Here is a 12871-nt window from a genome sequence, read left to right on the forward strand (position 1 = left end):
GCTACCCAGTTGGGCCAGCCACGCGCAGAGTCAGCTGTCCTCCACCAGTCCGGTCATGATCGCCTGCAGCGCCTCGCACACAATCATCACCGACCGGCGTTTAAGGTTCTCCGGGCGCGCCAGGATGTCGATCCGCCGCCGGGTGCTGATGCCTTCGAGCGGCCGCAGCACAATGCCGGGGTTCAGCACCGGCCGCGCGGTATGCCGCGGCAGCAGGCCCACCACGCCGCCCGCCGCCACCAGCGCGGCGACAGTGGAGTAGTCGTTGATCCGGTGGACGATGTTCAGTTCCTTGCTGGAGACGGCCGCGACGGCGGCCAGCACGTCCGCGGGGGAGTACCCCGTGTGGCTGGTCACCCAGGGTTCGCCCACGACGTCGGCCGCTGTGACCGTGTCCTGCCCGGCGAGGCGGTGGTCCGCGGGGAGGGCCACATCCAGGGGCTCGTGCGCCAGCGGGATCACCGCCACCCGTTCCGCCGGCCAGCGCGGGCTGTGGTCCATCCGGTGCGCCAACACCAGGTCGTAGCGCGCGGTGAGTCCGGGGAAGTCCTGCTGGGCCACGTCCTCGTCGGAGAGCTGGATCCTCGGCTGGCCCGGGGCGTCGAGCAGCCGCGCCAGCGGAGCAAACAGCGCCTGGCCCGCACTGTGGAAGCCGCTGAGCGTGACCGGAGCAACCGGCGAGCCGTGATACGCGCCGATCGCCGTCCGGGCATCTGCCATCGCACTGACGACGGCGGCCCCGGCATCTGCGAGCACCTGGCCGGCCTCCGTGAGCACCAGGTTCCGCCCCTCCTTCCGGGTCAGCGGAACCTCGACGTTGCGCTGCAGCAGGGACAGCTGCTGTGACACGGCCGACGGCGTCACCATCAGGGTCTCGGCGACTGCCTTCACACTGCCCAAAGCACCGAGCTCACGAAGGATCTCCAGCTGATGAATTTCCATCCAATCAGTCTACGCATTAGCCAAGTCTTCATCGTCGATTGAGAAAATACTGCTTGTGCTAACGCTTTGGAATGGCTCTAATGAAGGAAAGATTCCGCCGCGCAGGAAGCGCGGCGACAGCCAAGAGTCAGGAAGCCCATGAAGGCCCTCTACAAGTCCGGCGCCCACGCAGGGTTCGAGCTGGTTGACCGCCCGGAGCCCGAAGCTGGGCCCACCGACGTCAAGATCCGCGTCATGACCACCGGCATTTGCGGCACGGACCTGCATATCCAGTCCTGGGATGCCTGGGCCCAGAGCATGATCGAGGCGCCGCTGATCGCAGGCCATGAGTTTTACGGTGAAGTGGTGGAAATCGGCGACGGCGTCCGCGACGTCAAGGTGGGGGACCGGGTGTCCGGCGAGGGCCACGTGGTCTGCGGGATCTGCCGCAACTGCCGTGCCGGCCGCCGGCAGATGTGCATCCACACCGTCAGCGTGGGTGTGCAGCGGGACGGCGCCTTTGCCGAGTATGTGGTCATCCCCGAGACCAACGTCTGGGTCCACCACGATCCCTCCATCACTCCGGAGCTCGGCGCGATCTTCGATCCGTTCGGCAACGCCGTGCACACAGCCCTCAGCTTCCCCCTGGTGGGCGAGGACGTACTCATCACGGGCGCCGGCCCGATCGGCCTGATGGCCATCGCCGTCGCCCGCCACGCCGGGGCGCGGAAGATCGCCATCACCGACGTTTCCCAGCCTCGGCTGGACCTGGCCCGCCGGCTCGGCGTGGACCTCGCCATCGACGTCTCAAAGACCCGCGTCCGCGACGCACAGCGTGAACTCGGCATGCGTGAAGGCTTCGACATCGGCATGGAAATGTCCGGCCACCCCACCGCACTGCCTGAGATGATCGACAACATGAACCACGGCGGCCGCATTGCCATGCTTGGCCTGCCCAGCCAGGACATCACCATCGACTGGGGCAAGGTGGTGACGCACATGCTGACCCTCAAAGGCATTTACGGCCGGGAAATGTATGAGACCTGGTACGCCATGAGCGCCATGCTGTCCTCCAACCCGGTGCTGCACGCGGGCATCTCGGCGGTGGTCACAGACAGGCTTCCGGCACGGGAGTGGGAAAAGGGCTTTGACATTGCCCGCGCCGGCGTCGGCGGAAAAGTTGTCCTCGACTGGACCGAACTCTAAGGAGCACCATGTACACCTCCATCAAGGACCAGCTGCAGACCGAGCTGGACGAAATCCGCACCGCCGGGCTCTTCAAGACCGAACGCAGCATCAACTCCCCGCAGTCCAGCCACATCACCGCCGGGCAGATCGGGCAGCCGGGCGCCACGGTCCTGAACTTCTGCGCCAACAACTACCTGGGCCTGGCCGACCACCCGGAGATCATTGCCGCGGCCAAGGACGCCATGGACGCCCGCGGCTTCGGCATGGCCAGCGTGCGTTTCATTTGCGGCACCCAGGACCTGCACCTGGAACTTGAAGCCCGCGTGTCCAGGTTCCTTGGCACCGAAGACACCATCCTGTTCTCCAGCTGCTTTGATGCCAACGGCGGTGTCTTCGAGTCCCTCTTCGGGCCGGACGACGCCATCATCTCCGACGCCCTGAACCATGCCTCCATCATCGACGGCATCCGGCTCTGCAAAGCCCAGCGGTTCCGCTACGCCAACCAGGACATGGCAGACCTCGAGGCCAAGCTGCTTGACGCGAAAGACGCCCGGCGCAAGATCATCGTCACCGATGGTGTCTTCTCCATGGACGGCTACCTTGCGCCGCTGGAGGCCATCTGCGACCTCGCCGAGAAGCACGGCGCCCTGGTGATGGTGGACGATTCCCACGCCGTCGGCTTCATGGGTGCCACCGGTGCCGGAACCCCCGAGCACGCAGGAGTCTCCCACCGCGTGGACATCTACACCGGAACGTTCGGCAAAGCCCTGGGCGGTGCCTCCGGCGGCTACGTGTCCGGGCGCAGCGAGGTGGTGGCCATGCTCCGGCAGAAGGCCCGGCCGTACCTGTTCTCCAACTCGCTGGCCCCCGCCATTGTGGCCGCCACCATCAAAGCACTGGACCTGGTGGAGAATTCGGGCGAACTGCGGACCAAACTGTTCGAGAATGCAGCGCTGTTCCGGCGCCGGATGACGGAGGAAGGTTTCGATCTCCTGGACGGCGAGCACGCCATTGTCCCGGTGATGTTCGGCGATGCCGTGATGGCCGCCCAGGTGGCGGACCAGATGCTCCAGCACGGTGTCTTCGTCACCGCGTTCAGCTTCCCGGTGGTCCCGCGTGGCGCCGCCCGCATCCGTGTGCAGCTCTCAGCCTCGCATTCAGCGGACGACGTCGAAGCGTGCGTGGGTGCCTTCGTCACCAGCCGTGCGGCTGTAGCGGGCTGAACCGTCCCCTGCCGCCGGCGAACCAGTAATGATTAGATGGAGCCATGGCAGCCCATTATGACGTCCTGATCGTCGGCGGCGGCATCGCCGGCCTCTCTCTTGCAGCAGCGCTCGCCGGCCGGTGCAGCGTGGCCTTGGTGGAAGCGGAACAGGAGATGGCGTATCACTCGTCCTCCCGCTCCGCCCGCCAGCTGATCCCCAGCATGGGCCCCGCCGTGGTCCAGGAACTGACGCTCCGGACCCTGGACCTCATGGCCGCCCGGGACGCGGAACTGCCCACGCCGGTCCTGTCGCCGCGGAGTTTTATGCTCATCGGAACCGAGGAAGCCGTCCGGGCCGGGGCCAGCGGCAACATGAAGTCCATTACCCACGCCGAGGCTTTGGAGCTTTGCCCTGCGCTGGTGCCGGAATCCTTCACGGCCGCCGGCCTGGATACGGGGTCGTACGGCTGCGACGCCCCGCTGCTGCTGGCCGACCACCGGGCGCGCGCCGAAGCAGCCGGGGCGGACATCATCACCGGAGCCCGCGTGCATTCCGCCCAGCGGCTCGGCACAGGATGGCAAATCGGCGCCGGTCAGGAAGCCTTCGAGGCCGCCGTGATGGTCAACGCCGCCGGCGCCTGGGCTGACGAGCTCGCGGTGATCAGCGGCGTGGAGAAGCTGGGGCTGCAGCCGTACCGCCGCACTGCGGCGATTGTCGACGTCGAACGCTCCCTTCCCGAACACGGGCCCATGGTGGCGGCAGCTGACAACTCGTTCTACTTCCGCCGTGAGGGCGACGGCGTGCTGATCTCGCCGTCGGAAGCGGTCCCCAGCGGCCCTGAGGATGCGCAGCCGCGGCCGGGTGACATCGAACGCCTGATCGCGAAGCTCAACGAGGTGACCACGCTCGGGATCGGCGGTGTCCGGAGCGCGTGGACGGGGCTCCGGACGGAAGCGGCCGACGGCGTCCCGGTAGCAGGCTTCGACGCCGAGGCCCCCGGGTTCTACTGGCTCGCGGGGCAGGGCGGGTACGGCTTCCAGACTTCGGCGGCAATCGCGGAGTTGGCCGCTGCACAGATTCTGGCCGGGCAGGCCCCGGCACACAGCGCAGGGCAGGCCCCGGCACACAGCTCAGGGCAGGGCGCAGGACGCAGCGCAGGCCAGGGCGCAGGGCACAGCGCAGGCCAGGGCGCAGGGCACAGCGCAGGGCAGGGCACTGCACAGGCCACAGCGCCGGACGCCGCTTACCGTCCGGAATCCCGGACGGCGGAGGCACTGGCCGCCACACGCTGGTCCATCCGGCGCTGAAGAATGGTCGTATGAGTACCCTGATCACCAATATCGCCGAATTGATGACCCAGGACCTGGAACACCGGGTCCTGAAAAACGCAGCGCTGGTGATCGAAGGGGAGCGGATAGCCTGGCTGGGCGCCGCAAGGGACGCTCCCGCGGCAGATGATGCTGTGGATGCCGGCGGCCGGGCAGTGCTGCCGGGTTGGGTGGATTCGCACACGCACCTCGTCTTCGCCGGGGACCGCACCGCGGAGTTCGAGGCACGCATGGCGGGGGAGTCGTACTCCGCCGGCGGCATCGCCGTGACGGTGGACGCCACCCGGCGCACGTCAGACTATGACCTCACCAAACTGGCCCTGGCCCGCGTCGCCGAGGCCGTCTCCCAGGGCACCACGTACCTCGAAACCAAGACAGGCTACGGACTGGATGTGGAGCATGAGGCGCGCAGTGCAAGGATCGCGTCCACGGTGGCTGACGAAGTCACCTACCTCGGCGCACACCTGGTCCCCGCCGGCTCCGATGCCGATGCCTACACCGGCCTGGTCTGCGGGCCCATGCTGGACGCTGTCCGGCCCTACGTCCGCTGGGCGGATGTGTTCTGCGAGGAGGGCGCCTTCACCGCCGAACAGTCCCGCCGGGTGCTGCAGGCCTGCCGGACTGCCGGACTCGGAATCCGGGTTCACGGCAACCAGCTCGGCGTCGGCCCGGGCGTCCGGCTGGCGGCGGAGTTCGGGGCGGCGAGCGTGGACCACGTGAACTACCTGGCGCCCGCTGACGTCACGGCGCTCGCGGACAGCTGGTCCGGCTGGAATCCGCAGACCGGCACGGGCCCACGGGGGACCGTTGCCACCTGCCTGCCCGCGTGTGACCTGTCGACCCGGCAGGCGCTGGCCCCCGGGCGCGAGCTGCTGGATGCCGGCGTGCAGGTGGCACTGGCCTCCAACGCCAACCCGGGCACCTCGTACACCAGCTCCATGGCGTTCTGCGTGGCCACCGCCGTGCTGCAGATGCGCCTCAGTGTCCACGAGGCGGTGCGCGCCGCCACGTACGGGGGGGCGCTCGCACTGCACCGGGAAGCAGGGAACGACGCCGACGGCGAACGCGCGGTGGGATCCCTCGCCGTCGGACACCGTGCCGACCTGCACATGTTGAACGCGCCGTCCGCCACGCATCTGGCCTACCGTCCGGGCATGCCGCTCACGTACGCTGTGTGGCGGGCCGGGGCTCGCGCACGCTAGGCGCGGGCACGCACTGCGTAGCCCGCTGTGCGTAGCCCACGGCCTCGCCAAAATGACGTCACGTGATCGTTTGGGTCTGATATGATCATAAAACGTCACATTTTAGTGATCGTTTGACGCTGAAAGGCCCCATGACCCGCACCGACCGACTGACGGCCATCCTGGACATTCTCGCAAAAACCGGCCAGGTAGAGGTGGAGGAGATCGTCACCCAGCTCGGCGTCTCACCTGCCACTGCGCGGCGGGACCTGGACAGCCTGGCCAACCGGCGGCTGCTGACGCGGACCCGGGGTGGTGCCACCATCGGGGCGCTGGCCTATGACCTGCCCGGACGCTACAACCGTGACGACCATGCGGAGGCCAAGGAACAGATTGCCCAGGCTGCGTCGGCCCTCATTTCACCGGGCGCGGTGATCGGGCTTTGCGGCGGCACCACCAGCACCGCGCTGGCCCAGATCCTGGCAACCCGCGAAGACCTCAACGCTCCCGCGAACCAGCCGACGCTGACTGTGGTCACGAACGCGATCAATATCGCGTCTCAGCTGGCTGTCCGGCCCAACATCAAGGTCATGGTGACAGGCGGCATCCTGAATCCGCGCTCGTACGAGCTGGTGGGGCCTTACACGGACATCATCATGCAGAAGGTGGTCCTGGACATCGCCTTCATCGGTGTGAACGGCATCGACCCTGTGGTGGGGCCCACCAACACCGGCGAAGGCGAAGCATCCGTCAACGCCCTCCTTGCCAGCCGGGCCCGGGTTTCCTACGTACTGGCCGACTCCTCCAAAGTGGGTGTCCGGGCGTTCGCGACGATGGACGGCTACGAGTTCAGCCGGCTGATCACCGACGCCGGCATTTCCGCCGAGGACAAGGCAGCGTTTGAGGCCAACGGCACCGAGGTGATTGTGGCGCCGCACGGGCAGCGGTAACCCATGCGGCAACAGTGGGAATACATGCAGGCGCCTGCTAGTACATTACGGGCGGCGCATCCAGGACGGTCTCGTCCACCCGGCGGTCCACCCACTGGGTGAAGGGAATGTCGAGTTCGTACTTGCCGAGTTCAGTGCGCACCAGGGTGCGGACCTCGGCGTTGTTCGGATTGTTGAGACTTTCAAAATACTCCACGGACCAATGGAACCAGCGCATGCAGAACAGTCTCATGGTGAGGCCGTGGGTCACCAGCAGGGCATTCGGCGCGTAGTCCGGCTTGGACCAGTGCCGGTGCAGGGTCTCCATGAAGGAGGAGATCCGGTCGTAGACGTCTGAGCCGGACTCGCCCTCGCGGAACCGGTAAAAGAAGTGGCCGTAGGCGTTGCGGAGTTCTTTCTGGTCCTCGATCTCGCCGCTGATCTGGAAGTTGGCCCAGTCCTGTTCACGGAGCCTCGGCTCTTCGATGACGCGCTCCGTGAGGTCGCCCAGCTGGAGGGCCTCCAAGGTTTGATACGCGCGCAGGTAGGGCGACACGTAGACACACACCTGCCGGCCGTCCAGCTCCCGGCGGATCTGTTCGCCGGCCGCAGTGGCCTGAACCAGGCCCTGGGGAGTCAGGGGAATCCGGTAGTCCGGGATCCGGTTGTAAATGGTCGTATCCACGTTCGCCGCGGATTGGCCGTGACGGATCATGATGATTTTCCCTGGCTCGCTCATAAGGCCCAAGCATAGGACTCAGGTCATCGGAGCGAATGCGGGACCGCCCCCGGCGCGGCGCCTCCCACGCGCCAGGCGCACGCGGCAAGCCCATGCACAAAGGCCCCCGCGCTCTGCGGGCGCCCTCATGGGAGGCGCGCTTGCTGGCATCCCATAACCAGCAAAGAATCAGTTACTGCAGGCAAGATGGAACCATGTTGGTTCCCTCCCGCCGTCGGCTGCGGTTTGAAGTCTGGATTGTGCTGGGGCTGTCCCTGGGGCAGTCAGCCGTTTATTCAGTGGTGCAGTTGCTGGACAAGATGTCGCGGGCCCCGCTGGCGGAGGGGACTTCCACGCTGAACCAGTCGCGGAGTCCGCGCGAATACTTTGATCTCACGTACCAGCTGCTGGACATCGTTTTCGCGTTGGTGCCGGTGCTGCTGGTCATCTACTTCCTCACGGACCAGCGGCAGGCGGCCGCGGGCGGGAGCACACGCGGCAGCTCGGCCTTCCGGAAACTCGGGTTCAACTTCGCGCGGCCCGGCCGCGACCTGCTGCAGGGCCTGGGGCTGGCGGCGCTCATCGGGATTCCGTCCCTGGGCCTCTACGCCGCGGGCCGTGCGCTGGGGATAACCACCGCCATCATTCCCAGCGCGCTCGACGCCCACTGGTGGACCATCCCCGTCCTGGTTCTCTCCGCGCTGCGGCATGCCGTGGTGGAGGAGGTCATCGTGGTGGGCTACCTCCTGGACCGCTTGGGCAAGTTCGGTTGGAGCGTTCCGGTGGCGATTCTTACCAGTGCCGTGTTGCGGGGCAGCTATCACCTCTACCAGGGCTTCGGGCCGTTCATCGGCAACGTCGTGATGGGGCTGGTGTTCGCCTGGCTCTACACCAGGACGAAGCGGGTGATGCCGCTGGTGGTTGCCCATGCGCTGCTGGACATTGTCGCGTTTGTGGGCTTCAGCCTCTTCGGCAGGGCCGTGGGCCTGGGCTGAAAAGTGATTCGGCCGCCGTCAGCGGGTGGCGGCATTGGCACCCGCTGATGGCGGCCGAAGATATGGGTCCGGGCGGCACTGCCCGGGAGACCGGAAACCGGTCAGGACGGAACGGCTAGATGGTGACTGCTCCCGTGGCAGTTTCGAAGGTCACGGACAGGATGCCTGGCGTCCCCTTCGGAGCCACCCACTCAACGGCTACATCCTCCAGCGGTTTCTCAACCGGCTCACCCAGCCATTGCGTCACGCGCTCAGCAGAACCTGCAATGGTCAGGCAACTCATCTTGACGTTGCTTTCGTAGGCGTTGGACGGGTGGAGGGCGGGATCGCCTTCCCACTTCAGCATGTAGGGAACCTGCGGGTCCGCAATGAGGCCCAGAATGCCGATCTGCTTCCAGACCAGCTCGCGGCCGTCCGGGAACTTTCGGTTTCCGTTGACGGCGGCGCGGCCCAGGCGGTCTTCGAAGGGGGTGAGGTCGTCCACTTCGACGCACCAGCCCATCCAGCCGCCGCCGGCTTCGGAGCGGGCCCGGACAGCCTGCCCGAAGGGAGCCTTGTCCGAGGCGGGGTGGTTCAGTACCTCCACAACTTCCAGGTATTTGTGGCCGGCGAGGGGAATGATCATGTTCCGGGTTCCGAAACGGGGATGCACTCCACCCTTCACGGCTTCAACGCCGAGGGCAGACGAAATACGTTCGGTGGTGGCAGCGAGGCCATCTTGTTCACAGGCGTAAGAGACGTGATCCATGCGCATGCCATCATCTTGGCACTTTGTGATGTCCCTCTCAGCTAAGGGTGTCCTTACCGTGTTTTTTGTGTCGTTCCGGAGAGGAAATGTCCCCTGCGGCGCCGACCTCGCCCCTACCGACCACCTTCGTCATAATCCTGTCACCGGTCAGGCGGCCTTCCTAGACTGAACGCACACGTGCAGTGCCACACCTCGTCAAAGGAGTCCTGAATGTCGAACGGATGGTCTTTCGAAACCCGCCAGATCCACGCTGGACAGGAGCCGGACAGTGCAACCGGTGCCCGCGCCCTGCCGATCTACCAGACGACGTCGTTCGTCTTCCCCAGCGCGGAAAGCGCCGCCAACCGGTTCGCCCTCGCAGAACTCGCGCCGATCTATACACGCATCGGCAACCCCACGCAGGACGCCGTGGAACAGCGGATCGCCAGCCTGGAGGGCGGGCTCGGGGCCCTGCTGCTGAGTTCCGGACAGGCAGCGGAAACCTTTGCCATCCTGAACATCGCCGAAGCCGGGGACCATGTGGTGGCCAGCCCGAGCCTCTACGGCGGCACCTATAACCTGCTGGCGCACACGCTGAAGAAGTTCGGCATCTCCGTCACGTTTGTGGCGGACCCGGACAACCTGGACCAGTGGCGCGACGCCGTCCAGCCCAACACCAAGCTCTTCTTCGCCGAGGTGGTCTCCAACCCGCGGCAGGACGTACTGGACATCGAAGGCGTCTCGCAGGCCGCGCACGACGCCGGTGTGCCGCTGATTGTGGACAACACCCTGTCCACGCCGTACCTGATCCGCCCGCTCGAATGGGGCGCGGACATTGTGGTCCACTCCGCCACCAAGTACCTGGGCGGCCACGGGTCGGCCATCGCCGGCGTGATCGTGGACTCGGGCAAGTTCGACTTCGGCAATGACCCTGAGCGGTTCCCCGGCTTCAACACCCCGGATCCGACGTACAACGGCCTGGTCTACGCCCGGGATCTGGGCGCGGACGGAGCACTCGGCGCCAACCTGTCCTACATTCTGAAGGCCCGCGTCCAACTGCTTCGCGATCTGGGCTCCGCCGTGTCCCCGTTCAACGCCTTCCTGATTGCCCAGGGGCTGGAGACGCTGAGCCTTCGGGTGGAACGGCACGTGGCGAACGCCGTCGAAGTAGCGCGCTGGCTTGAGGCCAGGGACGACGTCGAATCGGTCGCCTACGCCGGCCTGCCGTCCAGCCCGTGGTACCAGCGGGGACTCAAGTACGGGCCCAAGGGCACCGGCGCGGTAGTCGGCTTCAACCTGGCCGGCGGCGCGGAGGCAGGCAAACGCTTCGTGGACGCCCTGGAGCTCCATTCCCACGTGGCCAACATCGGGGACGTCCGGTCGCTGGTCATCCACCCGGCTTCCACCACGCACAGCCAGCTCTCGGCCGAGCAGCAGGCCATTGCAGGCGTAACGCCGGGGCTGGTCCGACTTTCCGTGGGCATCGAGCACATCGATGACATCATCGCCGACCTCGAAGCGGGCTTCCGGGCAGCCAAAAGCGCGGAAGAGGCCGCCGGAACGGGGGAGGACACAGCGGGCAGCCGGCAGTAAGCCGCCTCAGGAGTCAATTCCGTGAAGTCACAACCGGTCACACGCTTAGCCAGAAGCCGGGGCTGTTTCGTACACTCGAACCAGGTCATGAGTGCCAGCGACAGCCCCGGCTTGCTGGCCGGCAACCCTCTTCCGTGGTGGGGTGCCCCGGGTGAGGACCTGGCCAGCCGGTCAATTGACGGCGGGCAAGCGCGTAGAAGAGGTCCTTACCATGACGATCACCATCTCCCGAACGGCAGCTCCCGGAAACGGCGTGGTCCGCTATGCCACCATCGGTGGCCTGGAACTCGAAGCCGGCGGTTACCTGCCGGACGTCACCCTGGCGTATGAAACGTGGGGAACCCTGAACGCGGACGGCTCCAATGCCGTCCTGATTGAGCATGCCCTGACCGGCAGCACACACGTGACGCGCGGCGACAGTGACGAGCCCGGCTGGTGGGAACAGCTGGCCGGACCCGGCGCGCCCGTGGACACGGACCGCTTCTTTGTGGTTTCCATCAACATTGTGGGCGGCTGCTACGGCTCCACAGGCCCGTCGTCGGAAGCTCCCGACGGAAGGCCATGGGGGTCCCGGTTTCCGCTGGTAACCCTGCGCGACACGACGGCGGCCGAGGCCCGGCTGGCGGACCAGCTGGGCATCCAGAGCTGGTTTGCCGTGCTGGGCGGCTCCATGGGAGGGGCGCGCGCCCTGGAGTGGGCGGTCACGTTTCCGGAACGGGTGCAGCGCTGCGCTGTCATTTCCGTGGGGGCCGCGAGCACGGCTGAACAAATCGCCTTCGCGCAGGCGCAGACCCTGGCCATCCGCCAGGACACCAACTTCAACGACGGCGACTATTACGGCGGACCGCTGCCCGAGGACGGCCTCGCCCTGGCCCGGCGCATTGCGCACATCACATATCGCTCGGCTGAGGAATTCGACGGCCGGTTCGGACGCTCGGCGCAGGTCCCCGAATCGCCGCTGAAGGCTGCGGCGCTGGGGGAGCGCGGCCGCTACCAGGTGGAAAGCTACCTGGACCACCAGGGCAAAAAGCTGGTGGGCAGGTTCGACGCGAACAGTTACATCGCGATCACCGACGCTTTGATGAGCCACGATGTCACGCGCGGGCGGGGTTCCCTGGACGAGGCCCTGGGCCGCGCCACTGCCAGGTTCTTTGTGGCCGCAGTGGACAGCGACCGGCTCTACTTCCCGTCCCAGTCCCGCGAGCTGGCTGACGCGTTGCCCGGGGATGTTGATGTCCACGTCATCGAGGCCCCGATCGGCCACGACGGCTTCCTGACCGAGATCGGCCAGCTCGGCAGCCAGTTGCGGAGCACGTTCCTGGTCTAGCGCGGACGCACCCGCGTCGGCGGGTCTGTTCCTGGCGACCGTGGTCCTGGCCACCGTGTTCCTGATCCCGGTGTTCCTGGCCACCGTGTTCCTGATCCCTGGTGTTCCTGATCCCTGGTGTTCCTGGCCGGACAAGGATCTGCGTCTAAGACATGGTTTGCGTCCAGCGGGGGCCTGGCGCGGTTCCAGACGTGACGGTTCAGCCGTTCATGATGTCGGAGCGGCGCTTCATGTACTCCTCCATGGCGAGCTCGCCATTGCTGTACTGCTGGTCCAGTTCGGCGAGCTTCCGGGCGCGGTAGCCCTGCGGGGCCGACGGCGCCGGGGGAGTTGCCGGGGCGGGAGCCTTTGGTGCTTCTGCGTGCTGCCCTGGCTGGCCAAACTGCTGAGGCTGTCCATACTCCTGGGGCTGGCCATACTGTTGTGGCTGTCCGTACGGCGGGAACTGCTGGCCGGGGAACTGCTGATTCGCGGGCGGGATCGGCTGCATGGGCGGCAGCGGCTCGCTCGGCGGGAGGGGCTGCGGGCTCATGATCTCCCGGTAGCCGCCACTCATGTAATCCTGCTGCGTGTAGCCGTCGCGGGGCTGCTTGCTCTGCGTCCCGGGAAACTGACCAGGATACTGGCCGGGGTAGCCTCCGGAGAAGCCCTGCCCCTGGTTCCGTTTGTTGACAGACTTCCGGTACATCCGCATCGCCATCGGTATCACGAACGACAGGATGATGATCCAGAAAAACAAGCTGTTCACGGTGTAGTGCC

Annotated in this window: 12 protein-coding genes and 1 riboswitch; of the genes, 8 read left to right on the top strand and 4 right to left on the bottom strand. The window is 66.4% G+C overall.

Going from position 1 to position 12871, the window contains the following annotated elements; all coding sequences use genetic code 11:
* Positions 1–30 precede the first annotated feature (30 nt).
* Complete coding sequence (locus tag IAQ70_RS06925; protein ID WP_190988581.1) at positions 31–942, bottom strand: LysR family transcriptional regulator; 912 nt, start codon at positions 940–942, stop codon at positions 31–33.
* Between the two features lie 138 nt (positions 943–1080).
* On the opposite strand from IAQ70_RS06925, the gene tdh reads away from it, so the two are divergent.
* The 5 genes from tdh to IAQ70_RS06950 all read left to right on the top strand — a co-directional run bounded on the left by tdh (position 1081) and on the right by IAQ70_RS06950 (position 6773).
* Positions 1081–2127: an L-threonine 3-dehydrogenase gene (gene tdh / locus IAQ70_RS06930; protein ID WP_190988582.1), complete on the top strand. Its 1047-nt coding sequence runs from the start codon at positions 1081–1083 to the stop codon at positions 2125–2127.
* 8 nt (positions 2128–2135) lie between these two features.
* Positions 2136–3332 (top strand): glycine C-acetyltransferase, encoded by a 1197-nt coding sequence (locus IAQ70_RS06935; protein ID WP_190988583.1) that lies wholly within the window; start codon positions 2136–2138, stop codon positions 3330–3332.
* Positions 3333–3376: 44 nt separating this feature from the next.
* Complete coding sequence (locus tag IAQ70_RS06940) at positions 3377–4621, top strand: NAD(P)/FAD-dependent oxidoreductase (protein WP_190988584.1); 1245 nt, start codon at positions 3377–3379, stop codon at positions 4619–4621.
* An 11-nt stretch (positions 4622–4632) separates the two neighbouring features.
* The gene (gene hutI / locus IAQ70_RS06945; protein ID WP_190988585.1) at positions 4633–5844 is read left to right on the top strand and encodes an imidazolonepropionase; all 1212 of its coding nucleotides are present in this window, start codon (positions 4633–4635) and stop codon (positions 5842–5844) included.
* A 131-nt stretch (positions 5845–5975) separates the two neighbouring features.
* Complete coding sequence (locus IAQ70_RS06950; protein ID WP_190988586.1) at positions 5976–6773, top strand: DeoR/GlpR family DNA-binding transcription regulator; 798 nt, start codon at positions 5976–5978, stop codon at positions 6771–6773.
* A gap of 37 nt (positions 6774–6810) precedes the next feature.
* On the opposite strand, the gene IAQ70_RS06955 is transcribed toward IAQ70_RS06950, so the two are convergent.
* Complete coding sequence (locus tag IAQ70_RS06955; protein ID WP_190988587.1) at positions 6811–7467, bottom strand: histidine phosphatase family protein; 657 nt, start codon at positions 7465–7467, stop codon at positions 6811–6813.
* Positions 7468–7685: 218 nt separating this feature from the next.
* Between IAQ70_RS06955 and IAQ70_RS06960 the strand changes: the two genes are divergently transcribed.
* The gene (locus IAQ70_RS06960; RefSeq protein ID WP_190988588.1) at positions 7686–8465 is read left to right on the top strand and encodes a CPBP family intramembrane glutamic endopeptidase; all 780 of its coding nucleotides are present in this window, start codon (positions 7686–7688) and stop codon (positions 8463–8465) included.
* Between the two features lie 115 nt (positions 8466–8580).
* Here the strand turns inward: IAQ70_RS06960 and IAQ70_RS06965 are convergent, their stop codons facing one another.
* The gene (locus IAQ70_RS06965; protein ID WP_190988589.1) at positions 8581–9219 is read right to left on the bottom strand and encodes a VOC family protein; all 639 of its coding nucleotides are present in this window, start codon (positions 9217–9219) and stop codon (positions 8581–8583) included.
* A gap of 204 nt (positions 9220–9423) precedes the next feature.
* Here IAQ70_RS06965 and IAQ70_RS06970 point away from each other — a divergent pair, with 204 nt between their 5' ends.
* Both IAQ70_RS06970 and metX read left to right on the top strand, forming a co-directional pair.
* Positions 9424–10785: a bifunctional o-acetylhomoserine/o-acetylserine sulfhydrylase gene (locus IAQ70_RS06970; RefSeq protein WP_190988590.1), complete on the top strand. Its 1362-nt coding sequence runs from the start codon at positions 9424–9426 to the stop codon at positions 10783–10785.
* A gap of 83 nt (positions 10786–10868) precedes the next feature.
* Positions 10869–10983: riboswitch (SAM riboswitch) on the top strand.
* Positions 10984–10996: 13 nt separating this feature from the next.
* On the top strand, positions 10997–12112 hold the full coding sequence (metX, locus tag IAQ70_RS06975; RefSeq protein WP_190988591.1) for a homoserine O-acetyltransferase MetX: 1116 nt from the start codon (positions 10997–10999) through the stop codon (positions 12110–12112).
* Positions 12113–12311: 199 nt separating this feature from the next.
* On the opposite strand, the gene IAQ70_RS06980 is transcribed toward metX, so the two are convergent.
* Entirely contained in the window at positions 12312–12860 is a 549-nt protein-coding gene (locus IAQ70_RS06980; RefSeq protein ID WP_190988592.1) for a hypothetical protein, read from the bottom strand.
* Positions 12861–12871 lie beyond the last annotated feature (11 nt).

The organism is Pseudarthrobacter sulfonivorans, assembly GCF_014712225.1.
In the GTDB taxonomy this organism is placed as follows: Bacteria; Actinomycetota; Actinomycetes; order Actinomycetales; family Micrococcaceae; genus Arthrobacter; species Arthrobacter sulfonivorans.